General features: G+C 70.6%; 30 protein-coding genes and 2 pseudogenes. 23 read left to right on the forward strand and 9 right to left on the reverse strand.

The window, feature by feature from the left end:
* Window positions 1-82: 82 nt before the first annotated feature.
* The 17 genes and pseudogenes from SCATT_RS12960 to SCATT_RS13035 all read left to right on the forward strand — a co-directional run bounded on the left by SCATT_RS12960 (window position 83) and on the right by SCATT_RS13035 (window position 13,651).
* Window positions 83-1,864: a type IV secretory system conjugative DNA transfer family protein gene (locus SCATT_RS12960; RefSeq protein ID WP_014143513.1), complete on the forward strand. Its 1,782-nt coding sequence runs from the start codon at window positions 83-85 to the stop codon at window positions 1,862-1,864.
* Window positions 1,861-2,082: a hypothetical protein gene (locus SCATT_RS12965; RefSeq protein WP_014143514.1), complete on the forward strand. Its 222-nt coding sequence runs from the start codon at window positions 1,861-1,863 to the stop codon at window positions 2,080-2,082. Before SCATT_RS12960 ends, SCATT_RS12965 begins: the two co-directional genes overlap by 4 nt.
* Window positions 2,079-3,248: a DnaB-like helicase N-terminal domain-containing protein gene (locus tag SCATT_RS12970; protein ID WP_014143515.1), complete on the forward strand. Its 1,170-nt coding sequence runs from the start codon at window positions 2,079-2,081 to the stop codon at window positions 3,246-3,248. The genes SCATT_RS12965 and SCATT_RS12970 overlap by 4 nt, the downstream gene beginning before the upstream one ends.
* A 136-nt stretch (window positions 3,249-3,384) precedes the next feature.
* Window positions 3,385-3,555 (forward strand): annotated as a pseudogene (locus tag SCATT_RS40755) (DNA cytosine methyltransferase); the annotation flags it as partial.
* 121 nt (window positions 3,556-3,676) lie between these two features.
* Window positions 3,677-4,123, forward strand: a pseudogene (locus SCATT_RS40760) (DNA cytosine methyltransferase); the annotation flags it as partial.
* Window positions 4,124-4,290: 167 nt separating this feature from the next.
* The gene (locus tag SCATT_RS12980; RefSeq protein ID WP_014143516.1) at window positions 4,291-5,358 is read left to right on the forward strand and encodes a tyrosine-type recombinase/integrase; all 1,068 of its coding nucleotides are present in this window, start codon (window positions 4,291-4,293) and stop codon (window positions 5,356-5,358) included.
* The gene (locus tag SCATT_RS12985; protein WP_014143517.1) at window positions 5,355-5,687 is read left to right on the forward strand and encodes a helix-turn-helix domain-containing protein; all 333 of its coding nucleotides are present in this window, start codon (window positions 5,355-5,357) and stop codon (window positions 5,685-5,687) included. Before SCATT_RS12980 ends, SCATT_RS12985 begins: the two co-directional genes overlap by 4 nt.
* 107 nt (window positions 5,688-5,794) lie before the next feature.
* A complete protein-coding gene (locus SCATT_RS12990) occupies window positions 5,795-7,033 on the forward strand; it encodes a hypothetical protein (protein ID WP_014627995.1) in 1,239 nt (412 codons plus the stop codon).
* Window positions 7,034-7,614: 581 nt separating this feature from the next.
* Window positions 7,615-8,214 (forward strand): DUF4913 domain-containing protein, encoded by a 600-nt coding sequence (locus SCATT_RS12995; protein ID WP_014143520.1) that lies wholly within the window; start codon window positions 7,615-7,617, stop codon window positions 8,212-8,214.
* Window positions 8,211-8,978 (forward strand): hypothetical protein, encoded by a 768-nt coding sequence (locus tag SCATT_RS13000; protein ID WP_014143521.1) that lies wholly within the window; start codon window positions 8,211-8,213, stop codon window positions 8,976-8,978. The genes SCATT_RS12995 and SCATT_RS13000 overlap by 4 nt, the downstream gene beginning before the upstream one ends.
* A complete protein-coding gene (locus SCATT_RS13005; RefSeq protein WP_014143522.1) occupies window positions 8,975-9,451 on the forward strand; it encodes a hypothetical protein in 477 nt (158 codons plus the stop codon). The genes SCATT_RS13000 and SCATT_RS13005 overlap by 4 nt, the downstream gene beginning before the upstream one ends.
* Window positions 9,448-10,116 carry a hypothetical protein gene (locus SCATT_RS13010; protein ID WP_014143523.1) on the forward strand — a complete coding sequence of 223 codons (669 nt, stop codon included), beginning with the start codon at window positions 9,448-9,450 and terminating at the stop codon, window positions 10,114-10,116. The genes SCATT_RS13005 and SCATT_RS13010 overlap by 4 nt, the downstream gene beginning before the upstream one ends.
* Window positions 10,113-10,562, forward strand: a complete 450-nt coding sequence (locus tag SCATT_RS13015) for a hypothetical protein (protein ID WP_014143524.1) — start codon at window positions 10,113-10,115, stop codon at window positions 10,560-10,562. Before SCATT_RS13010 ends, SCATT_RS13015 begins: the two co-directional genes overlap by 4 nt.
* 22 nt (window positions 10,563-10,584) lie before the next feature.
* Window positions 10,585-11,127 (forward strand): hypothetical protein, encoded by a 543-nt coding sequence (locus SCATT_RS36385; protein WP_014143525.1) that lies wholly within the window; start codon window positions 10,585-10,587, stop codon window positions 11,125-11,127.
* Window positions 11,128-11,183: 56 nt separating this feature from the next.
* Window positions 11,184-12,029: a winged helix-turn-helix transcriptional regulator gene (locus SCATT_RS13025; protein WP_050990283.1), complete on the forward strand. Its 846-nt coding sequence runs from the start codon at window positions 11,184-11,186 to the stop codon at window positions 12,027-12,029.
* 121 nt (window positions 12,030-12,150) lie between these two features.
* A complete protein-coding gene (locus SCATT_RS13030; RefSeq protein WP_014143528.1) occupies window positions 12,151-13,095 on the forward strand; it encodes an SPDY domain-containing protein in 945 nt (314 codons plus the stop codon).
* A 67-nt stretch (window positions 13,096-13,162) separates the two neighbouring features.
* Window positions 13,163-13,651: a hypothetical protein gene (locus SCATT_RS13035; RefSeq protein ID WP_014143529.1), complete on the forward strand. Its 489-nt coding sequence runs from the start codon at window positions 13,163-13,165 to the stop codon at window positions 13,649-13,651.
* Between the two features lie 4 nt (window positions 13,652-13,655).
* Here the strand turns inward: SCATT_RS13035 and SCATT_RS13040 are convergent, their stop codons facing one another.
* The 5 genes from SCATT_RS13040 to SCATT_RS13060 all read right to left on the reverse strand — a co-directional run bounded on the left by SCATT_RS13040 (window position 13,656) and on the right by SCATT_RS13060 (window position 20,392).
* Window positions 13,656-13,922 carry a hypothetical protein gene (locus SCATT_RS13040; protein WP_014143530.1) on the reverse strand — a complete coding sequence of 89 codons (267 nt, stop codon included), beginning with the start codon at window positions 13,920-13,922 and terminating at the stop codon, window positions 13,656-13,658.
* Between the two features lie 198 nt (window positions 13,923-14,120).
* Window positions 14,121-16,094, reverse strand: a complete 1,974-nt coding sequence (locus SCATT_RS13045; RefSeq protein ID WP_014143531.1) for a TniQ family protein — start codon at window positions 16,092-16,094, stop codon at window positions 14,121-14,123.
* 1 nt (window position 16,095) lies between these two features.
* Window positions 16,096-17,379, reverse strand: coding sequence for a TniB family NTP-binding protein (locus SCATT_RS13050; RefSeq protein ID WP_014143532.1), 1,284 nt, complete (start codon window positions 17,377-17,379; stop codon window positions 16,096-16,098).
* Window positions 17,376-19,616, reverse strand: a complete 2,241-nt coding sequence (locus SCATT_RS13055) for a transposase (protein ID WP_014143533.1) — start codon at window positions 19,614-19,616, stop codon at window positions 17,376-17,378. The genes SCATT_RS13050 and SCATT_RS13055 overlap by 4 nt, the downstream gene beginning before the upstream one ends.
* The gene (locus tag SCATT_RS13060; protein ID WP_014143534.1) at window positions 19,616-20,392 is read right to left on the reverse strand and encodes a TnsA-like heteromeric transposase endonuclease subunit; all 777 of its coding nucleotides are present in this window, start codon (window positions 20,390-20,392) and stop codon (window positions 19,616-19,618) included. The genes SCATT_RS13055 and SCATT_RS13060 overlap by 1 nt, the downstream gene beginning before the upstream one ends.
* 289 nt (window positions 20,393-20,681) lie before the next feature.
* Here SCATT_RS13060 and SCATT_RS13065 point away from each other — a divergent pair, with 289 nt between their 5' ends.
* The 6 genes from SCATT_RS13065 (at window position 20,682) to SCATT_RS13090 (ending at window position 22,617) form a co-directional block, all read left to right on the forward strand.
* Entirely contained in the window at window positions 20,682-21,023 is a 342-nt protein-coding gene (locus SCATT_RS13065) for an SPDY domain-containing protein (RefSeq protein ID WP_014143535.1), read from the forward strand.
* Window positions 21,024-21,063: 40 nt separating this feature from the next.
* Entirely contained in the window at window positions 21,064-21,336 is a 273-nt protein-coding gene (locus tag SCATT_RS13070; protein WP_014143536.1) for a hypothetical protein, read from the forward strand.
* Window positions 21,337-21,383: 47 nt separating this feature from the next.
* Complete coding sequence (locus tag SCATT_RS13075; RefSeq protein ID WP_014143537.1) at window positions 21,384-21,596, forward strand: hypothetical protein; 213 nt, start codon at window positions 21,384-21,386, stop codon at window positions 21,594-21,596.
* 82 nt (window positions 21,597-21,678) lie between these two features.
* A complete protein-coding gene (locus SCATT_RS13080; RefSeq protein WP_014143538.1) occupies window positions 21,679-22,008 on the forward strand; it encodes a hypothetical protein in 330 nt (109 codons plus the stop codon).
* Between the two features lie 106 nt (window positions 22,009-22,114).
* Entirely contained in the window at window positions 22,115-22,351 is a 237-nt protein-coding gene (locus SCATT_RS13085; RefSeq protein WP_014143539.1) for a MarR family transcriptional regulator, read from the forward strand.
* 32 nt (window positions 22,352-22,383) lie between these two features.
* Window positions 22,384-22,617, forward strand: coding sequence for a hypothetical protein (locus tag SCATT_RS13090; protein ID WP_014143540.1), 234 nt, complete (start codon window positions 22,384-22,386; stop codon window positions 22,615-22,617).
* A 69-nt stretch (window positions 22,618-22,686) separates the two neighbouring features.
* Here SCATT_RS13090 and SCATT_RS13095 read toward each other — a convergent pair whose 3' ends face one another.
* The 4 genes from SCATT_RS13095 to SCATT_RS13110 form a co-directional block, all read right to left on the reverse strand.
* Window positions 22,687-23,082, reverse strand: a complete 396-nt coding sequence (locus tag SCATT_RS13095; protein WP_231905078.1) for a hypothetical protein — start codon at window positions 23,080-23,082, stop codon at window positions 22,687-22,689.
* Window positions 23,083-23,196: 114 nt separating this feature from the next.
* Complete coding sequence (locus tag SCATT_RS13100; protein ID WP_014143542.1) at window positions 23,197-24,969, reverse strand: relaxase/mobilization nuclease domain-containing protein; 1,773 nt, start codon at window positions 24,967-24,969, stop codon at window positions 23,197-23,199.
* Window positions 24,969-25,634 (reverse strand): plasmid mobilization protein, encoded by a 666-nt coding sequence (locus tag SCATT_RS13105; RefSeq protein ID WP_014628002.1) that lies wholly within the window; start codon window positions 25,632-25,634, stop codon window positions 24,969-24,971. Before SCATT_RS13105 ends, SCATT_RS13100 begins: the two co-directional genes overlap by 1 nt.
* The gene (locus SCATT_RS13110; RefSeq protein WP_014143544.1) at window positions 25,631-25,855 is read right to left on the reverse strand and encodes a hypothetical protein; all 225 of its coding nucleotides are present in this window, start codon (window positions 25,853-25,855) and stop codon (window positions 25,631-25,633) included. The genes SCATT_RS13105 and SCATT_RS13110 overlap by 4 nt, the downstream gene beginning before the upstream one ends.
* Window positions 25,856-25,866: the final 11 nt, after the last annotated feature.

Consider the following 25,866-nt stretch of genomic DNA (forward strand, 5'->3'; position numbering starts at 1 on the left):
CAGGAGCTTCCTCGATGACTTGCAGAAGAGCGCCACGCGCCCCACCTCCCTCACCCGCCTGCGCTCACTCCAAGGACCCACCATGCCCGCACCTCGTACCAGCGCGCCCTCGACCACCACCGGGTCGGACGCGCTCCTCTACCTCCTCTTCGGCATACTCGGCATCGCGCTCGCCTTCGGTTCGCTGGCCTGGCTGACCGGCAATGCCACCAACTTCCTTTTCGGGGCGGGGCCTTGGTCCTCGTTCAGCGCGACGGACGCGCTGCTTCACCCCGATGTGCTGTGGCCGCACCTGAGCCCCACCGCCCTGCTGGTGGGCTCCCGGATCGTCCCCGGCCTGCTGTCCGTCTTCCTCACGATCGTCGGCGTGGTGCTGTGGATGCGGCTGCGCGGTGGCCCGACGAACGGCCTCGCCCGGAAGGCCGACCTCGCCCCGCTGCTGGACAAGGAGATCACGGCCAAGGCCAGGAGCCTGCGCCCCTCTCTGAGCGACCGGCAGAAGGTCGCCCCTGCTGACCGCGGCATCCTGCTCGGCACCCTCTCCCCGGGGCGGGCCAATGTCCGCGCGTCCTGGGAGGACGTGATCGTCGCGATCATGGCTCCGCGAAGCGGCAAGACCTCCGGACTCGCGATCCCCGCGATCCTCGCGGCGCCCGGCCCGGTCCTTCTCACCAGCAACAAGGCCGCGAACGACGCCTTCACCGCGACGGTGGACGCTCGCGCCGAGGTCGGCACGATCTGGACCCTCGACCCCCAGCAGATCGCCCACCACCCGCGCGAGATGTGGTGGGACATCCTGGCCGACGCCCGCGACCTGGCCGGGGCGAAACGTTTGGCCGGACACTTCGTCGCCGCCAGCGTGGACGAGTCGAACGGCTCCGACTTCTGGTCCACCGCCGCGAGCAACACGCTCGGCGCGCTGTTCCTCGCTGCCGCCAGCCACCGACGTCCGATCACCGACGTCCTGGCCTGGCTTGCCTCCCCCGCCGACCGGACCCCGGTCGACCTGCTCACCGATGCCGGCCACGACGCGGTCGCCGCCCAGCTCCAGGGCACCGTCTCCGGTGCGACCGAGACCCGCGACGGCATCTATGAGACCGCGAGGCAGTACGCGAGCTGCCTGCTCGACCCCGACGTCGCGGCCTGGGTCACACCCAGCAAGGACCTCCCCGAGTTCAAGCCCTCCGCCTTCGCCACGTCCCGCGACACCCTGTACCTCCTCAGCAAGGACGGCGGAGGCAGCGCGAGCGCGATCATCGCCGCAGCGGCCGACGCCGTGATGCGCGCCGCCGTGGTCGTCGCCGAGGGCTCCGGCGGACGGCTCGACCCGCCCGCCCTGTGCGTGCTCGACGAGGCGGCAAACGTCTGCAAGATCTCGGATCTCCCCGACCTGTACAGCCACTTGGGCAGCCGGGGCGTGATCCCGATGACGATTCTGCAGTCCTACCGGCAGGGCCAGCGGTGCTGGGGCGAGGCCGGAATGGACGCGCTCTGGTCTGCCGCCACCGTCAAGATCGTCGGAAGCGGCATCGACGACGCCGACTTCGCCGACCGACTCAGCAGGCAGGTCGGTGACCACGACGTCCAGACCACTTCGGTGTCGACCAGCGACGGCGGAAAGTCCAGCTCGGTCAGCATGCGCACCGAGCGGATCCTGCCGCCCGACGCGATCCGCGCGCTGCCCAAGGGCAAGGCACTGCTCCTGGCCACCGGCATCCGGGTTGCCATGCTTGACCTGCGGCCCTGGTACAAGGAGCCCTCCGCCAAGGTGGTCGGCCCGGCCTCCGCCCGTGCGACGAAGGCCATCACCGAACGGGCCATCGCCAAGACCCATGACCGCGACGACTTCGGACTGTCGGCGTGAGCGCGCACATGCGGCTCCTACCCTCGCCGGTCGTTTTGCGTGACGGCCGGTGGTGGTTGGTCAGCGGGGCCGGCTCGATTCTCGTCACCGACCCCACGTTCACCAGCATGCTCGACGGCTTCGCCCAGGCGGTGATCGCTGCCGACCAGGCGGTCGCCGACCTTCATGCCCGGCAGAGCGAACCTCCCGCTACCGGCCACGCAGGGGGTCAGCGATGAACCCCCTGCTGGAGGCCGAGCAGGCGGTACTCGGCTCCGTCCTGCTCGACCCGGGACAACTCCCGCACCTGGAGTGGCTCGCACCGGATCACTTCTACCGGCCGGTCCACCAAGCGCTGTTCGCCGCGCTGCGTAAGCTCCGAAACGATGGCCACCCCGCGCTGAACGAAAAGACCGTACCGCTGTCATGGGTGACCGATGCGGTCGACGAGGCCGGCCTCCACGTCCGTGGGCTGACCGCGGCGTACGCCCACACCCTGATCCAGTCCTGCCCGCGTCCCGCGCATGCTCCCGTGTACGGCCGCATGGTGCTGGAGGGCGCGATCCATCGCAGCGTCACGGAACACGCGATCCGTCTTCACCAGGCGGCTCGCGCCGACGCCCTGCAGGGCGAAGTCGAGGGAGCCCTGCACTACGCGGACGTCCTCGCCGGGGTGCTCAGTGAGCTTGCGCATCGGTGGGGAACCGAACCGCGCCCGGTCGCGCCGGCCACTCCGCCGGCCAGCGCCCCCATCGCCCCGCCGCAAGCTCGGGCGGGGCGGACCGCGGAGGACGAGCGGTTCCTTCTTGCCGTCCTTGCCGAGCGGCCGAAGGCCATGGACGAGGTGGTGGGCTGGCTGCGGCCGGGCGACTTCGCCGACCCGGCCCACGGGCAGCTCTACCGCTGCCTCGGCGCGCTGCACCACCGAGGCGAGCCCATCGATTGGGTCACCCTGCTCTGGGAGGCCCAGCGGCGCGGCCTGCTGGCCGACGGCACGGTGTCCAGCGACCAGCTCACCGCGATCTGCGACGGTGTGGGTCCTGGCAGCGCCGAGTGGCTCGGCGAGCTGGTGATGCGCTCCTCCGTCACCCGCACAGCGGCAACCTCTGCGCGTGCCATCCGTGCCCTGGCGGAGAACGAGGCACTGGCCCCCGGGCAGCTCATCAATCACGCCCTGCACGCCCTCGGCCCACTCGACGAAGTGCGTACGCGCTGGCAGGCCGCGAACGGCCTCCCCACTTCAACGCCGACCGCTCCGGCTCCTTCGTCGAACGGGCCTCCGCCCGCGCGGGTGCACGCTGCCCTCGCCCGCAGCGCGCCGCGGCCAGTCTCACCCCCCTCGGCCCGGCCCAGCTCTGCGCCCCATCCGGCCGTCGCGCGACCGCCTTCTCGCGGCCATGGCTGACCCCCAACCCGTCGCTCGTCCTCTCATCGGGATGCACCGTGAACACCACCCCATCTCGCACCGGCCGCCCGCAGCCGGTGCGGTGCCGGCGCGGCGGCAGCAGCTCCTGCTGACCGGAGCGCTCCGAGTCGGTGACATGCAGAACACCCTCGCGCGCCCTCCGCTGATCGGCTCGCTCTGGGGCTACGGAGGGCTGGACCTCGGAGTGCTGACCGCGCTCGGCGGCACGCTGGCCTGGCACGCAGAGGTCAATCCGGACGCCTCCCGCATCCTGGCCCGGCACTGGCCCGGGGTGCCGAACCTCGGCGACATCACGTCCGTGGACTGGTCCACCGTCCCCCGGGTGTGCGTCCTGACGGCGGGCTTCCCCTGTCAAAGACGTCTCGGTCGCCGGCCGACGGGCCGGACTCAACTCCCAGACCCGTTCCGGGCTGTGGCTGCACGTCGCCCGTGCGGTCGAGGCCCTCCGACCCTGTTTGGTGGTGATCGAGAATGTGCGCGGCCTCCTCACCTCGCCCGCCGGTTCCCCTGGCGACATGGAATCCTGCCCGTGGTGTCTGGGAGACACCCCAGGTCAGCCTCCTCTGCGGGCACTCGGTGCCGTACTCGGATCCCTGGCCGACCTCCGGTACGACGCAAGGTGGCTCGTGCTTCGGGCCTCCGATATCGGAGCACCGCATCGCCGCGAGCGGACCTTCCTCGCCGCCTGGCCTGCCGAGCACCCTGCTCAAGACGCCGACCAGCAACATCGCGAAGAACGGCGGCTCGCAACATCCCGCCAAGAGGAAGAGCGGGGGCCACGGCCCGAACCTGGCCGACGAGGTCGAGTGGCTCCTCCTGCCGACTCCCAAGGCGTCGGTGTGCAACAACCCTGATGTTCGCCTGGAGGTGGCCGTTCTCCCTGTGCTGTTGCGGGTTCTGGCCAGGGAGACCCTCACTCGTTGGTGTGGCTCTGAGGCAGATGAGGCCCCTTCGGGATTCCTGAACAGATTGCATCTCCACGCGGGACTATTCGCCCGTCTTGAAGTGGGGGAGGTGCAGGGTGGCCCTGGCTGTTGTCCGCGACCTGCGGCAGGCCCGCGGCGTGCCGAGTCCGGAGGAGCTGGAGGACTTCGAGACCGACGTCCTGGCCGGGTTCGTTCTGGCCCGTGCGTCGGCCGGTCTGACCGATGGGACGATCCAGTGCGATGTCGGGCACCTGGAGAAGGTGCGGGACTGGTTCGGCAGGCCGCTATGGGAGATGGAACCTCCGGACGCCGATGTGTACTTCGGCAAGGTCCTCCGCGACGCGACCCCCTCCCTGCGGGCGGGCCGGGCCGGCGCCATCAGCGTGTTCTTCGACTTCCTGGAGCTGCGGCACCGGGCCGAGCTGCACCAGCTGACCGGACGGCTAGTCGAGTGCCCGCTCGACGAGATGAACCGTCCCCGCGCGACCGTCACGCCGCAGCTGCGGATCCCGCCGAACCACGACGAGATCGAGGTGCTCTTTGCCGGGTGGCGCGACGACCTCGCCAGCTGCCGCAAGTTCGCTCCGGCTGCCCGGAATTACGCTGTCGCCCGCCTGTCCGCCGACGTGGGCCTGCGGATCAACGAGGCCCGGATGCTCGATCTGGACGATGTCCGCTGGGACCTGGGCCGGTTCGGAAAGCTGAACGTGCGCTTCGGCAAGGGCTCCCGCCGTTCCGGTCCCCGCCAGCGGATGGTGCCGCTGATCAACGGCGCGGATCGCAACCTGCGTTGGTACGTCGAAGAGGTCTGGGGCCACTTCGGTGCTGACCACACTCTCCCCGGAGCGGCGCTGTTCCCCTCCGAGCGGCGCTCGGTCTCCGGCCGGGCCAGCACCGAGGTGTTCCGCACCGCGCTGGCCGAGGCCACCGGCCGCCACCTCCCGGCCTGGGCCGGGAAGCTCACCCCGCATGTCCTGCGGCACTTCTGCGCCTCCCAGCTCTACCTGTCCGGGATGGACCTGATCGCGGTCCAAGAACTGCTCGGACACACCTGGATCGCCACGACGATGCGCTATATCCACGTGCACCGCACCCACATCGAAGACGCCTGGACGGCCGCCCACCAGCGCGCCGAGACCCGGTGGAAGGGACTGACCCGATGAAGTGGAATCTGCGACTGGCCGCGGCCCACCGAGGGATCTGGAAAGCGAGCGAGCTGCAACGGCTCCTCGCCGAGCACGGACTCGTGATCAGCGCCGGAAAGATGTCCGGCCTGTGGTCGAGCACCCCGGCCAGCATCAAGCTGGCCGATCTCGAAGTGATCTGCGTGGCGTTGGACTGCGAGATCACCGAGATCATGACGCCCGAGCCGGAGAACGTCACCCGCACCACGCCGACCGAGACGCCGACCGTCGAGGCCGCAGGACAGACCGGGACTGCCCCGGCAGTCGTGCCGCGCTCCCGTGGCGGCCGGTCCCTGCCACCGCGATGAACTGCCCCGTCTGCACCGAGCCGGTCCCGCCTCACACCATCCCGGGACGGCAGCGCGTCTACTGCTCGAACAAATGCCGGAGCCGGGCCTTCAGACGCCGTCACCCTGTGCCTCCCCGGCCCCGCCCGGCCAAGTTGAAGTACCCCAAGCCCACGGGGGAAGGCTCGCTGGGCACCGCCCGGAAGTACGCCATCAGGCTCGGCGAGGAACGAGGCTGGACGGTCTACATGCACCGCCAGGTCCACAAGGCCCTGGGCCGCGTCCTGACCGGACTGCCAGACGGGCAGCGCGTCAGCCACACCACGCTACGCGAGACGCTGACGGGCACGAACCTGCCGATGCGCCGCACCGCCGAGGTCCTGGCCGCGCTGGACCTGCTGATCGAGGACCGGACGCCGGCCGCCCGAGAATGGATCGAGCGCCGTGTCGGCGAACTGCCCGACGGCTTCCAGCGGGACGTGCGGAACTGGCTGCTGTGGCTGCTCGACGGGGACGCCCGCACCCGGCCGCGGGCGCTGGGAACGCTGCACTCGTACTTCGGCGCCGTCCGCCCGGTCCTGGAGCGATGGGCCGAAACCCACTCCCAGCTGCGGGAGATCACCCACGGCGAAGTCACCCACGCGATCACCGGCCTGCGCGGGAGCAAGTACACGATTCTCGTCACCGCCCTGCGGTCCCTCTTCCGCCACGCCAAGAGGCACGGACGCGTCTTCACCAACCCCATGCGGGGCATCCGCGTCGGACGCCGCCCGCCAGGCCCCGTCATGCCCATGTCCGACAACGAGATCGCCCACGCTCGGACGACCGCCGCAACACCAGAAGCCCGCCTCGCCATCGCTCTGGCCGCCGTTCACGCCGCCCGCGGCGAGACGATCCGGGCCCTGCAGCTGGAGGATGTGGACTTCCCCAGGAACCGCATCACTCTCGACGGGACCGTCCAGCCCATGGGCGCGCTCACCCGCGCCACCTTGCGAACGTGGCTCGCCGAGCGCCAGGCACGCTGGCCCCACACTCTCAACCGTCATGTCCTGGTCTCGCGGCAGACCGCGAACGACACCGGTCCCATCAGCCCGTACTTCCTCAAACGACAGCTCACCGTGCACGGCGTCAGTCTCGATCGCGTCCGCGCGGATCGGGTACTCGGCGAAGCCCTCGCCACCGGAGCCGACCCGCTGCACCTGACGGCGATCTTCGACCTCTCCGAGACCACAGCCGTGAAATACGCAGCCCTCGCCCGGCAGCTCCTCCACGATCTCCCCGGCCACGGGCAGAACCCAAGGACCGAACACGCCCCGACCCCCGCCAACAGCCCCGAGTTCCCGCCGAAGGAGCTTCGGAAATCATGAACCCACGGATCTCACGGGACCAAGGGCTCGCCCAACCAGCGGCACGGCAACGGGGACATGACCTTGCCGAGTGCGGCGGCGTCGCTGCTGCCCACACCCCGGACCACCGACACGGGCACCCCGGGACGCCGGCCAGGCAAGGGGTGGCGCCCTCCCCTGTCAGCAGTAGTTCTGCCGCTCTGGACGGATCCGAATCCGGAAGCCCCGGAGCAGACCGGCGATGGGGGGCGTACACAGCCGCCATCACCCGATGGGAGATGCTCACCCGCCCCGCGCCGCCGCCCACCGACGCGGCCGGACGGCTCCGTGCCGACTTCGTGGAGTGGATGCAAGGGCTGGAGCCCGGCTGGGTCACCGCCACTCCGGGACTCGGACGCCCGGCACAACTCACCGCGCTCGGCAACGGCGTTGTACCTCAACAGGCCAGCCGAGCAGTGGAGTTGCTGGCCCCTCCCTTTCCTCGTTGCCCGCGTTGCACCGCGGCGTAGCGCCCCACTACCGGATTTTCCCGGCCGGACCAAATCGCGGATTCTCCGGATCCTCTTCCCTATGTCGCCGTCTCACAGATGGAGCACGCCCCCATGTCCGACCCCCGCAAGACCGCCCCCGACCCCGAGCCGTTCCGCGTCCCTGACGGGGACCTCGACGACCTCGCCAGCGCACTCGCCAAGACGATGGCCGAGGTCAGGCAGCACGGTGTCATCCTCGACCGTCTGGGCTCCGAGCCCGCCTCCGCCGCACCCCAGCCGAACGACGACGTTCCGTCCGCGGAAGCAGCCGACTCCGCGCAGGAGGACGGCCCCACCTCGGTGTTCATCCTCGCCTTGGGCGGCGAGGCGTACGCCGTCGAACTCGCCGCCCTCAGCGACTGGGTGAACTACCTCTTCCTCCCGGTGTACGGCCGAGAGATCAGCACCACTCGCCCGTGGTGCTCGCAATGGCATGAGCACCCCGAGGCCGTCGCCCGGCTGCACGCCCTCTGGCTCGCATGGCAGCAGCTCACCGACGCCGAGGCTGGCCTGTCCGGTCCTTCGACGTGGCACCGCGACCACCTGGACCAGGCGCTGGCTCACCTACGTGCTCCCGACGGCCCTTTCGCCGCGTGCACGACGAGCCCGACCCGGCCCAACCACCGCGTGCTGGCCACTCCTGCCCCGGAGCAGTTGGGACTGGCGGCATGAACAGCGAACTCGACCTCCGCCTGGACGACTTCGAGCCCGCCGACGCGGACTCCGAGTACGCGGAACAGCGGTTCCGGGCCGGTGACCTCACCGTCCTGGCCGAGCACCACACCGCCCCCAACGGCTCCCACAGCTTCGTCCTCGCCCACGACCGCTCGGTCACCTGGGGCGTGCCCGGCGAACCGCAGATCCTCGCGATCAAGGTCGCCCGAGACTTCAACCAGAGCACCTTCACGTTCGAGTCGGCCTATCACCCCACCGTGTCCTTCGCTCAGAACTGGTTGATCGAGCGCGGTTGCCCGCCCGAGCGGATTTCCCAGATCGGCGACGACTTCATGAAGCCCGCCGACGATCTCACCGCGCGGATCGAACAGAGGCTCCGCACGTCGGGCGACAGGTACACGGTCCTCGACAGCTACACCTCGGATTTCGAACCGTGCGAGACCTGGACGTTGACCCGCGACTCCGTCGCTGCTCAGGCGCCGATTCGCGTCTTCCTCGAAGAGGGAGACTTCGACGCACACACGTACACGGTGCGCGAGGGCGCCTTCTCCGACGAGGACGCCGCCCGGCGCTGGCTGGACGACCGGAGCAGCCCGCTTCCACAGCCGCCGAAACACCTCGGGGACGCCGCCGCCCTCCGGAGCCGCGCCGCCCTCACCCGGTCGACCGGCGCCTTCGCGGTACCGAAGGCCGACCTCGATACCCACAGCGCGCCGTCGGCAGGAACGTTCCAGCACCCGAGCCCTGCGAGGTCGATGTGAGCCGCGCCCGCTTCGCCTTCGCCGCACACCCGGACGCCATCGCGGATCTGCGGGAACTCCCCGATGAGATACGCGATCTGGCACTGCTGGAACTGCAGAACCTGGTCCACGGAAGCGACGACTGCCTTCCCTTGAAAGGCCGCCTCGCGGGCTTCCACAAGGTCTACGTCGACCCGTCCGTCTCGTACCGGATGGTGATCCAGTTCCGCCCGGCCCCGCCCACCTCGCACCACAAGCGCGAGATCTATCTCGTCGCCGCCGGTAGCCGGAAGGACTACGCGGTCTACCGCGCGGCCCACCTCCGCACCGGCCCCCGCCAGGACACCGAGACGCCCTCTGCCACCGAGGCGCGCGTGCAGGCCGCTCGATCCCGCTCTCCCCGTGCGGCAGACCAGCCGACGGCTGTCCCGGCAACTCCACCAGCAGCAGCCCAGCCCTCTGCCGCCGCTTCCCGAAAGGCTCCTCAGCGATGACCACCAACCGCGCCCCTCTGGCCAGGACCGAACTGGCCGGGCTCCTCTCCGATGCGGCGCAGAGCGTCTCCGAGATCCTCACAGCCGAGTACCCGACGGCCGCCAGCCGCTCCTATCTGCACCCCGTGCTGGGCGTGCTCTCGGCCGGGCCCCGGGTGGTCCGCGAGCTGAACGACCGCTTCGAAGGGTTCCTGGCCGCCGAGCCGGTCCCCGCGACGCCGGCTGGTCTGTTCACCCTGGCCTCCTACGCCTCCGCACTGGGCTGGCTGACCGAATCCCTCGCCGAACTGACCACCTCAGTCGACCGGATCTGCACGCGCGTCGGGATGCCCACGGCGCCGCCGGACCCGGCCTTCACCACTCAGGCCGGCGGGGAGCAGGAAACCGAGTTCGACTTCGCCTTCAGCGCTCTGGAGATGGGGGCGATTCGTACCGCGGCCGAGGCCGCCGGTCTCACGCCGGGCGACTACATCGGGGTGCTCTCCGAGTCCCTGCTCGCCGCCTCCCGAATCACCGACGCCTGCATGGAGATCTCCAGCGGCCTCCTCGAAGACGCCGCCTACGTCCTCGGCGAGGCCACCGACCAGGTCTGGATCGGTGACGGCCCCGACAGCCTGCCCACGCTGGTCCGTTCGCTGCTTGCTCGGATGGAGGCCGCCGAATGAACGACGAAAACGCCAGCGACCTGGGCAACGACCACGGCTTCGGCCGGGTAGACGATTGGGCCATCTCGGGTGATCGCCAGCTCAGGGCTCTCGAAGCCGTCGAGGCCGGCGAACTGCGATTCCACCGAAGCGCGGTCTATGGCGACATCTACCTCTCGGACGGTCGAGGCCAGCGGCCGAACCCGGAGGTCTGGCCCGAAACCGTCCAGCGGCTGGTCGCCGACGGCCTGTTGGAACAGGACACCAGCGAGGGGCTGTACCGGCCCGGTCAGCTCCTCTCCCTCACGCCGCAGGGGGAGGCGGCCCTTCGAGACGCTCGTACGGCCACGCCTCGCGTGTCCGCCGCCCTCAGCCGCAGCAACTCGACGGCGCTCTCCGGCACCGCCGTCGGTCCATCCGTCGCGCCCGCGACAAGCGCGACACCCAAGCCTTCGCGTTCCCGCTGATCCCCCAGAAAGGGCGTCACCCATGTCCACCGCGATGTACACCCGCCGCCTGATCGAGCACCGGTACGGCCGCACGCTGGAGGAACTGCAGCGCGGCAACGCCAACGGTCACTCCGACGACCCTGTCCTGCCCATCTTGCTGAGGCGGCTCGACGGGCTTGCCCATACCGACGCCGAAGCCCGTTCTGCCCGCCGAAACCTCGACAGGGCCTGGCAGCGACGCCGTTCTGGCGAACACGTCCTCGACGACCTCGTGCTGCTGTACGCGACCGAAGTCATCGACCTCGAACGGCAGGAGCAGAGCGAGGCGGAAGCGGTCTGGGACCTGCTGGATGTCCGTCTCTTGCTGGACCGTCCTCCTGCGCAGCGACCCTCGCACCATCGAGCAGCCCGTACTCCTGGTGACGAGGAGCTGCTGGCCACCGCCCGAGAAGTCGCCGCCGGCCTGCATCGCCTCAACCGCGAGGCATTGGGTCGGGGACTGCGCGACCGCGGCATCCACGTCAGCAACCGGCGGCTCGGCGTGGTGCTCCAGAGGCTCCGGACTGAGAACCCTTCCCACTGACGAGCAGCTCACCACATATCTGGCAACCCCCATCCCCCTTAACGGAGTTCGTTTCCATGTCCACCCCCATGCACCCCTCCGCCGCATCGATCGGTGCGGTCGATGCTCAGCGCGTCGAGGACGCGCTCTCTCTGATAGCACCGAAGTGGACCACTTGGTCGGCTCAGACGCTGGCGCAGCAGGGCCGCCCCATGCGTGTGCGTGACGTCGCTGCCAGGTTCCCCTTCGTCAGCGAGCAGCTCGTCGGCAAGCGGCTTGCCCAGATGCACGCCGACGGTCTGGTCACCCGAGTCGACAACCGCCACGGGGCTCCGTACCAGCTCAGTGCCCTCGGCGAATCGCTGTCCCGGGTGCACCGTGCCCTTGCGCACTGGTCCCAGACCAACCTGTCGCTCGGCGGCCCGGTGGCCGGTGCAGAGCGCGTCGAAGACGCCGTGCGACGTCTGCACCTGCGGCATTCGACCGCCGTCATCCAGGTCCTCGACTCGGGCGGCCCCATGCGGTTCGTCCACATCGCCGAGGAGGCTGGCCTGGACAACGGCTTCACGCGGGTGCGACTCAACCGGCTTCAGGTCGATGGCCTGGTCACCCGTACCGGTCCGCGCCACGGCGACCCCTACGTCCTGACCGACGCCGGACGGGCCCTGGGCCCCGTATACGCGGCCGTCGAGCAGTGGAGCAACCCCGGTGCCCCGCGGAAGCACTCGACACCACCGGCCCCCGTCACGGCGGCCACCCGGACCCACACCGGCGTCCCTCTGGGGGCGGACGGCATCCGAACCGCAGCGGCCCTACGCCGGAGCACCGCCGCGCCGAGCGCCCTGTTCAGCCACGCACCGCAGCCGCAACCGCGGGTGCCGGCGGCTGTCACCGCCCAGTCGGCCCCCTCTCGGGTCCGGTGATCCAGGTGGCGCCCAGAGCCAGCGGTATCTCGCCATCGCCGCGGCGCCCGCGTGCACTCCAGCAACCTGTTCCGCTGCGCACGCGGGCGCGTTCCCCTCCTACGCGCTCGGAGCCTCGACCATGAGCACCCAGCAGCCCTACGACCAGGATCCCTACCAAGAGGTACTGGTCACTCCCATGTACCTGGCCGGCTCCAACGGAACCGGAGACGCCGGCTTCGCCCCCGTCGCGCACTGGCCGCACCACTACCTCGACGAGGGCCCCTGCCAGCTCCTTGTCACCTCGCCCGACCAGAGGATCCGTATCGGCTGGTTCGGCGACGACTTCGAGCTGTGGAAGATCACCGCAGCCGAGGACGCCGTCTCCGCGCCCCGGTGGACGGCAACTTTCAACCATGTCACCCCGGCCGAGATCGTCGCCGGTCTCACCACCGCTCTGGCCCACGACTACGCCGAAGCCGATGTCCACGAGGGCAACGGGCGCTTTCTGGTGAACCCGTCGCCGTACTGGGCCGACGCCGTCCAGCCACTGACCGATGCCGGCTGGACCCGCGACGGCGGGGCCGAACTCGGCACGGTCGAGATCATCGCACCTGACGGGCAAGCAGGCGTACTGATCGACAAACGCCTCTCCGGTCCGAATGCCGAAACCGTGGAACTGTGGGCGGGTCCGCCCGGCTGGGGCACACGCGCGGAAGCGGTCTTCACAGCCCGAACCCCGTCCCATCTGATTGCCGCGACGGCTGCGGCGATGGCAGATTCAGCCCCGGTAGTGCGCGAGCGCCACCAGCTCGATCGGGCGATGGAGCACCTGGTCACGCTCACCCCCGTCGGCCCGCCGGCCCCCGAGGGCCCTCGAACTCCCACCCCACTCGACGTGCGCCGCACCGCTGTCACCCAGGCCGTCCAACGCGCCACACGTTTCCCGCAGACAGCCGCCGACCTCCGGGTCATGGCCGCCCGCAGCCGCACGGCGGCTTCCGCACAGAACCGGTCGAGCAGTCCCGCACCCGCGCTGGGGGCCAGGCCGCTGGCCAACTCTTCGGCCCCTCGCCGTAGCCGCTGATCCCCGGCCCGCCGTTCCGGGACATTCCCCTGCCGAAGCACCATCTCCGAATGCCAGGAGTTCCGCCATGCCCGACGCCACCGCACTCGACCAGGCCACGGCCGTGATCGAGAAAGCCTGGGGCCGCCCTATCGAAGCCCTGGAATCCCTCGCGGTCCGCCGCCCCAACGACGACCCGCTCCTGCGCTCAGCCATGCACATCCGCTCGGCCTTGGTCATCACCGACAACGCCGTGGCCGTGCATCAGGACCGCCTGCACGCCCTTACCCGGCCCGGCCACGTGCCAGCCTTCTACGACCTGGAACGGATCACCAGCGCGGCGGCGGACCTTCGCGTTGCCCAAGCGGAGAGCCGTGCGTCCCTGCAGGCCATCAGCCACGTGATCGAAGCACGTGAAGCCGCCGCCACCGTGGACCGGCCGCCAGCCGTCCGGCTGGCCCAGGCCGCTGTTGCCCGCTCCGGGCACGCCCCGCGTCCCCTGGGCCAGTCGCCCGATCAGCCCGCTCCTTCGGCCGCTGTCGGCCCGCCCGTGGCCGGACTGGGGCCGCACCGCTGACCGGTCAGCTGGGGTCCTCGTCGCGGTGGGCATCCCCGATGCGGGAGCCCACCGCGCGGGCCAGCTCCTCCAGCGTCAACTCCACACGACGCCCATCCGCGATCCGGTCCTCCACCACCGGCCCCTCGTCCCACTTCCTGTCAGACTGCGCCCCGACAGCCCACTGGCCATCGGCGACCATCGCGATGTCACCCACCGTCCACGGCCGTCCGGCGGCGCGGATCTTTCGCTCCAGCCCGGCTCCGTCCCAGTGTCTGCTCGGCTCCGTCATCCCTGCTCCCCCTTCGGTCCCGCGCGGCCCGTTGCCGCAACCCCGTTACGACAACCGCATCCGCCGATCCATTCCCGGGCCGTCGGCCATCTTCTGACGGCCACCAGTTCGCCCACGTGTGACTTCGACGGATAGTTTGCGACTCCGCCAGCCTGGGACCTGGGGTTCCGACTTGTAGTTTGCGAGCCGTTCCGAGCGTTACTTTGCGAGGTGACGTCCGGCGATGGTGACCGTCAGTGACGAATCGGACTGCTGGCAGGTTGCAAGGAGGTCGGCGGCGTGGTCGGCCAGCAGCGGCAGGAGGACCGAGTAGGGCGAGCGGGGCTTGTCTCGTCTGAGCCGGTTGGCGAGGTGGATGGCCGGATCGGCTTTGGTGGTGCTGCGGCCCGGGGCTGCGATGGGCGGGCGGAAGCAGGGGGCGAGGCAGGGCTCGCTGCCTGTGACCTGTGACCAGATGAGTGCGGAGAGGGCCTCGTGCAGTTGGTCTGCCGGGGCTGACGGCTTTCGCTTGTTGGCCGCGACGAAGCGCTCGAGGAACTCGGCGAACGCGTCGTCTCCGAGGTGCCAGGACTCGTGTTGCCGGCGGCGACGCCGGTAGTCGACGTGGTCGGTCGCGGGGATGGCGGCGAGGTGGTCGGCGAGCCGGTAGAGGCTTTCGCGAAGTTCGTCCGTGCGTTCGTCAGAGCCGGTGGCGACCGGCTGCTGGGCCGGGGTGGTCAGGAAGTTGGTGCCGGGCGGGAAGCCGAGATATTCGGCTGCCTGTTGAGCGTTCATGTCTTCGGCGGCTTGGACGAGCAGGATCGCGGCCGTGCGCCGGAACCTGCGCGAGTGCGGCGGGAACGGGCAGTTGGCATCCGTCCAGAAGATCCGGAACCACTGGTCGGGTAGTTCCTGGGGGATGTTCTCGGGAGCGAAACCGTGGCGGCGTTCGATCTTGAGAGCGAGGAGCGAGGGGATGACCTGGCGTCGCGACCAGGCTGTGGAGGGGATGCGCGGCCGGGGACGCCTGCGCAGGGATTGCTGGACGACTGCGCGCCGGACGAGTGTGGCGTCCTTGTCCATGAGCTTCCAGGTGGCTCCCCAGCGCTTGTTGTCGCGTTCGGGGCATCGGGGGGCGAGCTGTGCGAGTTCCTGCCCGAGTTCCCCATCGGGCAGGCTCAGCAACCGGTCGGCGACGGACAGGACCGCGGCAGCGCCGATGGACGAGCGTGGCAGGTAGGTCCAGAAGACGCCGTCGTCGCGCGGTGCGCTCTGGGCGAGGAAGCCGGGCAGTCGCGTCTCCTGGGCGGCCAGGTGCTCGTCGACGGCGGCTTTCTGACCGGTGGGGACCAGGTCCGCCATCGCGGGCCAGGTCGCGAGGACGAGTGCGGTGATCGTCTGGAGGTCGGCGAAGGCCGCGAAGGCGTCCTCCGGTGCGGTGTCCTCGTCGAAGAGGCGGTCGAGGCGGGACTGCAGATCCGCGAGGTGCTGCGGCAGGGGCCGCGGCGGCGTGTCGGCGGGCTGGTCGAGTCGGTGCCCGCAGATCACGCCGGGCCGTTCGCGCTCGGCGTCGCTGCGGCAGGCGGCCGGGTGGAGATCTTCCAGCCCGGGGTTGCCGATCAGGAGGAGCGAGCCGGGCCAGCCCCCGCCCAGCGTGAGGCCGGACGGCCGGCGGCAGCCGGGGCACTCGTGTTCCAGAAACACGTTGTGTTGGACGCAGGCAAAGCTGGTGGCCAGTCGCCAGCGACGAAGCCAGGGACCGCCGTGCCGCCGCTGGACGGCCGAGCCGTCCCCGGCCAGGCAATGGGGGCAGTAGCGGCTGAACGAGGACAGGATCCAAGGCGGGGCGATCTGGCGGGGCTTGAGCAATACGCCGGCAGGACGGGGCAAGCCCAGCGCGTGGGCCACCGGCGGGAACCGGCTGGCCAGTGGATGCAGAGTCAGCTGGTCGACGGTCCCCGTGGTGGCCCCGATGATCCGGGCGAGCCGCTCACGCTTGACCGGGTCGATGAAGAACAGGCGGCCGCTCGGGGCGAGGGTCGCGGTGGTCTGGGCGCCGAGGAGGCCGAGCCGCCAGAGGATGTGTCCCGGGGGCAGGCGGAGGCGGTGGCCGAGGCGGAGCGCGAAGCCGGGCAGCGACTCGTCCGGCAGCGGGACCAAGCACCTGGCCATGCGGTGGTCGGGGACGGCCATGTCAGCCGGCCGAGCCGGCCGCCGAGGCGGGGCCGTGGTCGTCGAAGACGGTGTTGCGGCCGCGGCGCCGGCGGGCGGGTGTCCGCCCAGCGGTGGCCGGCGGTGTGGGGTCGACCTCTTCGGGGGCCAGCTGCGGGTCGTCGCGGCGGATCACGATCTCGTCCAGCGTGCCTTCGTCCAGCATCTCGTGGCCGCTGTCCATGGCTTCCTGGCAGCCGTCCTCGATGAGACGGCTCAGGAGTCCGACGATGCCGTTCGTGCGGCGCATCAGATACTCCGGCATCGTGCCCGTGGTCAGCATGCCCGGCTTGGCGTTCAGCAGCCGCAGGTGGGCCTCGATGCCGTGCAGGTGCTGCAGGAACGTGTTGATCTGTTCGCTGGTGGTGTAGCGGAAGCGGTCCATTTCGACCAGCTCGAAGCGGTGCTCGGTCTGGGTGGGCTCCAGGCCGTTGACGCGGGTGGACTCCAGCGGGGGCAGCACCCACTGCTGCTGACGCGCGTTCCACTTCGCCTCGCGCAGCAGCCCGGTGCCGGGGATGTTCACCCCGGTGAGGATCAAGGTGACGCCCAGGCTCATGAGCGCGCGGATCAGGTCGAGGACGTCCTGGTCGTCAGCGCGGTGCATTCGCAGCCGGCTGATGTCGTCCAGCACCAGCGCGCGGACCCCGTGGTCCCGCAACGTGTCGGCGACCAGCTGGACCAGGCGGGGCAGTGTCGCCGAGGCGCGCGTGTCGGCGCGGAAGAACCGCAGGATGGCCTGGCAGGTGCTTTTCGGGGTGGCGGTGACGGGGGTTGAGACATAGACGACCGGCGCGTGCAGGTCGGCGGTGCCGGGGACGGCGGCGGGGTTGAGGAAGTCGTGCAGCTGCAGCCAGGAGTCCTCGAATGCCGCGCAGACCGCGCTGACCGTGGCGGTCTTGCCGTAGTGGCCGAAGCCGCTGACCATCACCCCGGCCAGTGTCGGGTCGTCCATCTTGAGCGCGTTGCCGTGCAGTCGGCGCTTGATCAGCCGGGTCACCTTCGCTGCCATCGGGGTCTGCTGGAGCGGTAGGTTCACGTTCGTCAGCCGGCGGAACATGTCGTAGTCGAAGCGGCGGTCGACGGGCAGGACCGCCCACTGCTTCGGGGTCAGGTGCGGCGGGGGCAGCAACTGGCCGCGGGTGAGCCGGTAGTGCTGCCAGCCCTCGAAGGTGTCGCGGTGCAGCGTGGGCCGCAGCACGAGTTCGGCGAGCCGTTCCCGCGACGGCCACTGGTCCTTCGGATCGCCTGATCCGGATGCCGTCACGTGTTCTCCAGGGGTTCGTCGTCGGCCTGGCCGACCGGGGCATGGGCGGGAAGGAGGAATAGGTTGCCGCGCAAGGACTCCTCCAGCAGCGGCGGAGCCGTCAGCGCGGCAGGCTCCGCGCTCTCTCGCCGCCGGCGGCGGTCGGCGTCGACCGCCGCACGGACGGTGTGAGCGTGCCGCTCCCACGGCTGCGGCATCGCCGCAGGCGCCGGGACGGCATCAGGCTGCGGCCGGTCTGCGGCCGCCGCCTGGGCCCGCGCATGCTCGCGCGAGCGGGCGGCCCGGTCCTTCTTCCCGGCCTGGCTCGGCCAGGCCGCGACCGGGGTGACCGAGCCCAGCAGCTTCAGCAGGACCGGCAGCAGCTCGGCGTCCGAGCGCGGGGCCAGCCCGGCCCGCCGGACCTCCGCGAGCAGGTCAGCCGCAGTCTTGTCCGAGAACGCCGGGACCTCGCCCTCGGGCGGCAGCCCATTCCACCGCAGCGTGTGCCAGACCTGGTGATCGTCGGGGTCCTGGAAGAACACGGTGCGTCGGTCGCGCCGGTCGCTGGAGACGGCCCACTTGCCCGCGTGCCGGCCGCCGCGCTGCGACGGCAGCAGATAGCGCGGCTCGTCGAGAACCGGAGCGTGATACCAAAGGCCAAGGATCTTCACCCCGCGACGCGGGTGGATCTTGACGTGGTGCCGGCGAAGCAGCCGGTAGTAGAGCTCCGGCTCGGGGATCCGCAACGAGAAACCACCCTGCTGCATCGCCGCGGCGAACAGCGAGTTCGGGCTGTGCCGCTCGCCCGGCCCCCAGGCCGGGGAGTACTCGCCCAACTCCCTGACCTGCCAGACCTGGACGATCCAGGTGGCGATCAGGTGTTCCATCTGGGAGAACGTCAGCACCGCGTCCGCCTCCGGGTCGTTTCCGCGGTCCGCGACGTCCGTTCCGGTGAACCCGAGAAGGTGCTCGAACAGCAGCGTCTTGAATGCGGAGAACGCGCGCTCGACGGCGAACTTGTCGGTCGGACGCAGAGCCCGGGCGGGCAGAACGTTGCAGCCCAACTCGCGCTCAGATGCCACCAGTTCGTGGCTCTTGTAGGGGCCTCCGTGGTCGGTGGTGACCGTCTCGGGGGTGAAGAACGGCAGGGCGGCGACCTCGTGACCGGCGAACTCGGCCACGATCTCGGCGGGGACGCCGGGATAGGGCCAGGCCATCTCCTCGCCCCAGCCCAGGCGCATCGGCAGCGGCAGCATCACGTCCCGCAGGAGCATGGCGACGTCGACCGACTGATCCGCCTGCGGGGTGAGCCGGAACGCGGGGGCCGAGTGTGTGAACAGGTCCAGGCCGAGCGTCAGCGTCGCGCTCACCGGCTCCCCGAACACCGACTCGCGCAGCTTGACCGGCAGCGGAGTGGAGTCCAGCGCCAGAACCTGACCCGGCCGGTGGACCACCACCCTGCCCCGGACGCCCGCCTCCTCGGCCGCCGCGGCCGACCGCAGGTAACGCTGCCGGCCGCCCTGCGGCCCGAACCACTCCCGCCAGACCGCGGCCAGCGTGTCCCAGCCGGGGACCTTTTCGATCGGGAAGTCGGGAAACCGCTCCGCGACGTACTGGTGCAGCAGACGGTGCTTCGCGCTCATGCTGATCCGCGAACGGCCCTGGCACTCCTTGTGGACTGCGAAGACCGCCTCGCGGATCTCCGGGGTGATGCTGCGGCGCGGACCGCGCCGCCGGGTCCACCGGCCGTCCGCGCAGGCCGCCAGCAGGTCCTGCGGCGCGACCGTGGACAGTCCCTGGAGCGTGCGTAGTCCCAGCCCGGCAAGTCCCAGCATCGCCGCCTCGCCGGCGGGCAGGGCCTTCAACTCGGCGACCTTCGCCCGCCGTCGCTCGGTCAGCGTCGTCGTTGCGGGATCGTAGGCGGGCCGCGGCTCGCCGGGCCGGGCCAAGGCCGCGGTCCCCTCTCGGAACCCGGTCACCGCCTCCCGGACGTGCTCGGCCCGCAGCCGGGCCCGCCGCAGCTGGTCCTCCGTCAGATCCGCCGGGCCCGCGGGCTGGACGCCCGCGGCCGGTGCGGGCGCGGGCCGTCCCGGCCGGGCATCGCGATGGTTGACCAGCCAGGCGAACGAGCGGACCTCCGTCCGGCCCTCCTCGCAGGCCAGCGTCAGCCGCCCGAACTGCGGCTCGATCCCGGTGACCGTCCACTCGACGCCGTTCAGCACCACCCGCGCGCCCGCCGCCAGGTCGAACGACCGCATCACAGGCCGCCGACGCGAGTGGGCCAGACCAGCGAAGTGTCGCCGAGCGGCCGGCCCAGATCGACACCCAGGCGCCGGTGCCAGAGCAGATGCGTCGCGTGCGCGCGGGCGACAACCGGCAGCCTGGTCGCCGCCACCAGCTCACCGAACCGCATCGGCGCCGATGCCAGCAACTCTCCCTCCAGACCGAGCCGGTCCGGCAACGGACGACGCTGCGACGACAGATGGTCCAGGCCGGTCAGCACGTGCTCCCGCCAGCCGGCCACCACCGAATAGCCCCAGCCGCAGGCCGCCGCTGCCTCCCGGGCCGCGGCGAACTTCAGCCGGTCCTCCGGCTTGATCAGCCGCTCCGGGCGGACGTCGAAGAGCCAGATCCTCCCGTCCGGCATCACCGCCAGGAAGTCCGGAACATGGCGCGACCGTCCTCCCTGGTGTTCGAAGTCCAGCTCGAACGGCTGGGGCAGGACCTCCAGGACGCCGACGAAGTCCAGCGCGAGCAGCAGGCGCTGTTCCTCCAGCGACTCGAAGCCGTGGTGTCGCCCCGTGGAGACCATGAACTGCAGGCCCGGCCGGTGTCCCTGGCGAGAGCGCCACGTGAACTTCCGCACCGGCCGCGACGCCGACACCGGAGCCGAGGCCATGTTCCCCAACGGCCACGAGATCTCCGTCCCGCCGACCAGCCACGTACCGACCCAGCGACGCAGCCAGCCATCGGCCAGCCGAAGACGATCCCGCTCGGCGGCATCACCTGCGTACGCCACCAGCAGATCGTCCACGCCGCACACATCGGACCCGATCAAGGTCCCAGCCGAAGAACCCACCCGTACACAGCACCACGGCCACACACTTCAGCGCTGCCAGAGACCGCACATGACCACTACGCAACGTGACCCGACCGGGCCCCCGACCGGCGCTCGCAAACTACAGCTCGGATTCGCAATCTATCGATCGGAGTCACACCACGGCAGACGTCTCTCCCCGGGAAACGACTACGCACTTCGGCACACCGCATGCCAACGTACGGGTGTTGGGAAAACCGCAGGTCAACGAAGGGATCGTCCAACCGTGAACGCCTCCGCCACCCTCTTGCCCGTCGTCGTCCACCCGGCCGTGGAAGACCGTCACTGGCTCTCCGCCGACCACAGCGCGGGCCCGGTGCTCGACCTCCTCGACGCCCTCGGTTGGGCGATCGTCGACACCCCGGAGGCCAACGTCCACGCTACGAGCCCGGACGGTCGCGTCTACGTCGGCTGGCTCCCCGAGGACACCGCCGCCTGGAAGCGCGGCGTCGTCTGGCAGGTCCGGGTCCAGCCCACCGAAGGCGACCCGTGGGTTCAGGAGTTCGGCCTCCTCACTCCTTCCGAGGCCGTTGCCGGATTCATCGCCGCCCTCGTCGCCCACCGCTAACCGCACAAACCGCTTGCCGCCCGTAACCGAGGAACCCACCATGTCGTTTCGCGCTCCGCTCACCAACCATCACGCCGACGGCACCGACTGCCCGGCGGACCACAAGCACACCAGCTCCGGTAAGCCGCTCCATCCCGACTGCCCCGGTCGCGCATACACGCAGGCCATCTGCTCGTGCGGCGGCTGGGAGATGAAGCAGTCCGGCAAGGGCTACGTCAACGAGAGCCGCAAGCGGCACCTCGCCCAACACAGGCACGTCAGCCCCGCCGCGTCGCCCGTACTGCGCGACGTACTCCCCTTCAACATGCGCTGACGTTCCACCGCCCCTTCCCCGCACCGTCCTGCTCCCCGGAGGTTCCCGTGCCCCACTACCTGACCGTCGGCCACCTGCTCCGCCAGCTCCAGGCTCTTGACCCCAACCTGCCGATCCGCCTCGCCATCAACCCCGACTTCCCCTTCACCCACTACCTGGGGGCAGAGGTCATCGTCCGGGATGGCAAGGCGTTCATCGCCGACGACGGCCAGGAGGGCTACCTCCCGCCAGCGGTCAGCGACGCCCTCGCCTGGGCCTGACCCGTCCCACGAACACGCCCCGGAGGACCCCATCTCGTCACGATCACACCTCCTTCCACTACACGGCCTCGCCGTACGCCCCATGCCGAGCGACGTTCGCGGCGCGGTGGTCGAGCGCGTCTCCGCCCTGCCCGACGGACCGCTCGACGTCACCTGGCTTGCCGCTGGAACCCCGAGACTCCCCCTTGGTCGCATTCGCCTTTCCTGGGAGCAAGCCTCCCTCGCAGGCTGGGACGTCACCGCCCACCTGGGCCTGGCCACCACCGAGGTGCATCTCGCCTCCTGGCCTGCCGCCCCGGATGACTGGCCGCGCCTGGTCCGTCCGACCATCCACGAGGTGCTCGGCCTGTGCGCCGCCCTGGCGGTCGCGACCGCCGCCCTCGACCTCTCGAATCGCCTCGCCCAGGTCTGAGCGAAACCGCAGAAGGCCGCCCCGCGCCCATCAGGCAACGGGCGGCCTTGCCGTACGTCCAGCCGCGCGTTGCGTACGCTCATCCCCGACGAAGGAGGAGGACACGATGGCCGACGACCAGCAGCTCTGGGGGTATCAGGAGGTTGCCGCCCACCTGGGCATCAGCGTCCCCGCCGCCCGCAGCCGAAGGAGCCGGGGCAGCCTGCCCGCGCCCGACGACACCACCGTGCCGGACCGGCCCCGTTGGAGGCCAGCCACGTTCCAGAGTTGGAAACCGGTCGGCCGAGGATTCCGCAGCGACTTGCACAGCATCCCCGCGCACGGGATCAAGCCGTCCAGCTGACCGGTGCTCGTGCCCGCCCGTAGGCTGCGGCCATGACGTCCGATTCGCCGATGCCGTCCCCGCCGTTCCCTTCGCCCGACAACGCTGCGCTCCGGGTAGTCGTCGGCAACGCCATCGCATCAGTCCGCAACGGTGAAGCCTCGGTGGAGGAGGCGATCCTCCACGCCGCCGTCCACGGCTGGTACGAGGGTCATATCCAGGGCGAGGATGAGTGCCCCGGCTGCGACTTCCGGGGTGGGCTGCCCAAGAACAGCAACCGCGGCTGACCGTCCTGCACGCCGAGGAGCGCCACCGACATGTCGGTGGCGCTCCTCGGCGTTTGGTACTTCGCTCGTCTAGTCCAGGTAGGTGCCGGCGAAGGCCCCATCGAAGCCGAGCGCGGCGAGGCCCTGCTCGACGCTGGGGTACGTCGTCCCGTCCGGGGTGGCGATCAGGGCGTCGAAGTCGGCCCGGCTGATCTCGGGTTCGAGCCACTGGTTGCTGCACCGGCACACGATCCAGACGTTGCGGCTGTGGTTGATGAGCAGCCAGTCGCGCCGGGCGCGGCAGGCCGTGCACATGACCGGGATTCCGCGGAGGGCCAGCTCGCGCGGGTGGCTGAGGCAGCGTGTCGCGCCGGGGCCGCTGGGCGGCTGCGTCTCGTACGCGAGTTGCAGCAGGGGATCGGTGTCGGCGGGGATGACGGGCACGACGGGTGTCGGCTCTGCGGGTCGGTCGGTGGTTCTGAGCATGAGCGTCATCTCCCGGTCGGGTCGTTCTGTTTGCATCCGTAACAGCCGGTAGAACCGGTTGTCCAGGGGTTTACCGAGTCCGGCAGGCCGGTTGGCCGGCCTGCCGGACGCTGGTCAGCGGCGTGGTGTGCGGTTGCGCGGGTTGGTGGCGGTGGGCGGGGCTGCGGCCGTGGGTGCCGTCCGGTTGCTGCTGCGGTTGGTCGAGGTCTTGGGCTGGCTGGTGCCGGCCTGCGGGCGGCGGGGTGCTTCGCCGGGGTGAGCGGGGAGCTGGGCGAGACGGCGTAGCCGCCAGACCAGGACGTCGTTCACGTCCTCGGCGGTGTCGAGTTCGCGCAAGTCGATGGCTTGCTGCAGGAGGGACTTGGGGTCGTGGCCTGCTTTCTCGGCCTGGGCGAGGGTGGCGGTGAGGGCATCGGTCTTCATTGACGCGTTGTCTGCTCGTAGGCCAGCTTCGGGCAGGGCGTCACGGATGGTGGCCTCGTGAGTTCGGCGTTCGGCTTCGGGCAGGGCACGGCCTTGGTCGCGCAGTGCCTGCATCGGTGTGGCGGCGGCCTGACGGTAGGCGGCTCGAAGATGCTCGGCGGCCTGTCGGGAGGCATGGGCCTGCTGGGCATGGCCGCGGGCGGAGTGCCAGCGGGCGGCGGCCAGGGCGACCAGGACCAGGGTGGAGACGAGCATGGCGGTGGTGCCGCCGTCTTCCCCCCGGCCGAGAGCGCTGCCGGCCTGGACGATGCCCCGGGCCGCCGCGCGCACCGCGCGGGTATCGGCGCGTTCTGCCCGGACGTGGCTGCGGGTGGCTCGCTCGAAGGCACGGGCGGCGGCGCCCAGCTCGGCGCGAGTCGCAGCCGGGGAGGTCTGGGCGATCGCGTCCAGGAGTTCGCCGACCGCCGGGAGCTGGGCGACGGCCTCGTCACCGTCCCCGTCCAGCGCGGCAGCGGCGCGCTCGGCCACGCCGGTGGCGGTGCGCCGTGCTCGGGCGGGCCGTGACCAGTCGGTTCGGCTGCCGCCGTCGGCAGTCAGCGGTTCTTCGTCGCTCTTTCCGTCGGCCAGTCGGCGACGGATCTTCGGGAGGGAGAGGTCTGGAGCGAGGGTCGAGCCCGAGAACCAGATGGGTTCGCCTGCGGCGTTGCGGTCTCCGGGCAGAGCGACCTTGTAGCCTCGCAGGTCCCCGGAGGGCAGGGCTACGGTCTGGACGCGCAGCCCCGCCTCGCGCAGGCGCGCGAAGAACTCGTTCTCGTCGGCGGCCCCGGCAACGGCCTGGCGGACCGCGTCGCGGAGGGTTTCCCGGGAGGGCTCTGGGCGGCCGGTGCGCTCGGCCTTGAATCGCTCGGCGCTGGTGGGTGTCTTCGCCCCTGTACCGTCGCCGGGCTTGAGCCTGCGGAGCCCCATCTCCGGCTCGATCCGCCGGCACTCGGCCTGGGCCTTCTTGAAGTCGTAGTTCATCCGGGGGCGGCGAAGGTCACCGCGGACCATGGTGGCCACGATGTGGATGTGGTCGTCGGCGTGTCGGACGGCGACCCAGCGGCAGCCGTCCGGGTCGCCTTCGGGGGCGAGGTTGACGGCGTGGACCAGGCGGCGGGCAACAGTGTTCCACTCGGCGTCGGTCAGAATCCGGTCACCGGGGTCGGTGCGGACCGAACAGTGCCAGACGTGCTCGGCCGGTGCCTTGGCGCCGGCCTGCTTGACCCGCAGGTCCAAAGCGGCGGCGAGGCGGGCGAGGGTGGCCTTGGGGTCGGGGTCGGGGCTGGTGTCGCGTCCGGGGTCGGGGGCGAAGCCGTCCCAGCTCCCGACGAGGTGGGCGTCGATGTGTTCGTCGCGTTTGCCGGGGCCGTACAGGTAGACGAGGAGGCCGTGGGTCCGTGAACCGCGTCGGATCTTGGGCACCATCAGAGTCGCTTCTTCACGAGGGCGTCGGCCGTGTCATCGATACGGGCGAGGAGTCGGGTCAGGATCGCGAGTGCGTGATCGAGTTCACCGGCGCGGGGCTGCCCTCCGGCGTTGTAGATGTAGGCGATCTGATTGATGTTGTTGCCGACCCGGGCCAGGGCAGTGCGCAGGGCGGCCAGCTCGTCGATGGCGGTGTCGAGCTGTTCGTTGGTGTGCAAGGCGGTGGAACCGCGAGCGGCGGCGAGGCCGGCGGCGGCGAGGAAGCGGGCGACGGTGACGCCGCGCTGCGCAGCAGCGGCGACGATCTCGGCTTTCTCGGTGTCGGAGAGGCGCGTGGTCGTCTTGCGGGTGCGCTCGCTCGGGTTGCGGCTGCGGCGGCGCGGTTTGCGGTCGGGAAAGGCGGGCGTGCTCGGGCTCGGCTGCTCGCGGTGGTCGTTGCGGTCTGCTTCTCCCCCTGCGACCGGCGCCCCCTGGTGCCGGGAGTCCGGCTGGTCCCCGTTCGCCCTCGCTCGGGGACCAGCCGGACTTCCCCCGCCCTCCTGGGCGGGGGCAAGTGCGTATGACGGGCCGTAGGACCGTCGTACGCGACAACTTGCTCCGCCAGGAGCCGTCGTGGGGTCACGCTGCTGTCCGGCCGTACTGATCGCCGGGTCGTTGGCGGTCACCTGCGCGTCTCCGGATTTTCCTGCTGGATTTCGCGGACGAGTTCCTCGATCCAGTCCATGGCCAGGACCGGGTGGTGCAAGGTCCAGGGGCGACTGTGCCGTTCTCGTTGCACGGTCCAGGTGTTGTCGGGGCCGGATTGGGCGTGGTGGAGGTGGCCGCGCTGCTGCAGGACGGTCAGCCAGGAATCGACCTCGGCAGGTGTGGCCGGGCGGGTGCGCATGAGGTGCTCTC

This window comes from Streptantibioticus cattleyicolor NRRL 8057 = DSM 46488, from assembly GCF_000240165.1.
In the GTDB taxonomy this organism is placed as follows: domain Bacteria; phylum Actinomycetota; class Actinomycetes; order Streptomycetales; family Streptomycetaceae; genus Streptantibioticus; species Streptantibioticus cattleyicolor.

Coding starts and splice junctions, on each gene's coding strand:
- SCATT_RS12960 (WP_014143513.1), top strand. CDS start 83: ATGCCCGCACCTCGTACCAGCGCGCCCTCGACCACCACCGGGTCGGAC.
- SCATT_RS12970 (WP_014143515.1), top strand. CDS start 2,079: ATGAACCCCCTGCTGGAGGCCGAGCAGGCGGTACTCGGCTCCGTCCTG.
- SCATT_RS12985 (WP_014143517.1), top strand. CDS start 5,355: ATGAAGTGGAATCTGCGACTGGCCGCGGCCCACCGAGGGATCTGGAAA.
- SCATT_RS12995 (WP_014143520.1), top strand. CDS start 7,615: ATGTCCGACCCCCGCAAGACCGCCCCCGACCCCGAGCCGTTCCGCGTC.
- SCATT_RS13000 (WP_014143521.1), top strand. CDS start 8,211: ATGAACAGCGAACTCGACCTCCGCCTGGACGACTTCGAGCCCGCCGAC.
- SCATT_RS13010 (WP_014143523.1), top strand. CDS start 9,448: ATGACCACCAACCGCGCCCCTCTGGCCAGGACCGAACTGGCCGGGCTC.
- SCATT_RS13015 (WP_014143524.1), top strand. CDS start 10,113: ATGAACGACGAAAACGCCAGCGACCTGGGCAACGACCACGGCTTCGGC.
- SCATT_RS36385 (WP_014143525.1), top strand. CDS start 10,585: ATGTCCACCGCGATGTACACCCGCCGCCTGATCGAGCACCGGTACGGC.
- SCATT_RS13025 (WP_050990283.1), top strand. CDS start 11,184: ATGTCCACCCCCATGCACCCCTCCGCCGCATCGATCGGTGCGGTCGAT.
- SCATT_RS13030 (WP_014143528.1), top strand. CDS start 12,151: ATGAGCACCCAGCAGCCCTACGACCAGGATCCCTACCAAGAGGTACTG.
- SCATT_RS13035 (WP_014143529.1), top strand. CDS start 13,163: ATGCCCGACGCCACCGCACTCGACCAGGCCACGGCCGTGATCGAGAAA.
- SCATT_RS13040 (WP_014143530.1), bottom strand. CDS start 13,922: ATGACGGAGCCGAGCAGACACTGGGACGGAGCCGGGCTGGAGCGAAAG.
- SCATT_RS13045 (WP_014143531.1), bottom strand. CDS start 16,094: ATGGCCGTCCCCGACCACCGCATGGCCAGGTGCTTGGTCCCGCTGCCG.
- SCATT_RS13055 (WP_014143533.1), bottom strand. CDS start 19,616: ATGCGGTCGTTCGACCTGGCGGCGGGCGCGCGGGTGGTGCTGAACGGC.
- SCATT_RS13070 (WP_014143536.1), top strand. CDS start 21,064: ATGTCGTTTCGCGCTCCGCTCACCAACCATCACGCCGACGGCACCGAC.
- SCATT_RS13080 (WP_014143538.1), top strand. CDS start 21,679: ATGCCGAGCGACGTTCGCGGCGCGGTGGTCGAGCGCGTCTCCGCCCTG.
- SCATT_RS13085 (WP_014143539.1), top strand. CDS start 22,115: ATGGCCGACGACCAGCAGCTCTGGGGGTATCAGGAGGTTGCCGCCCAC.
- SCATT_RS13090 (WP_014143540.1), top strand. CDS start 22,384: ATGACGTCCGATTCGCCGATGCCGTCCCCGCCGTTCCCTTCGCCCGAC.
- SCATT_RS13095 (WP_231905078.1), bottom strand. CDS start 23,082: ATGCTCAGAACCACCGACCGACCCGCAGAGCCGACACCCGTCGTGCCC.
- SCATT_RS13100 (WP_014143542.1), bottom strand. CDS start 24,969: ATGGTGCCCAAGATCCGACGCGGTTCACGGACCCACGGCCTCCTCGTC.
- SCATT_RS13110 (WP_014143544.1), bottom strand. CDS start 25,855: ATGCGCACCCGCCCGGCCACACCTGCCGAGGTCGATTCCTGGCTGACC.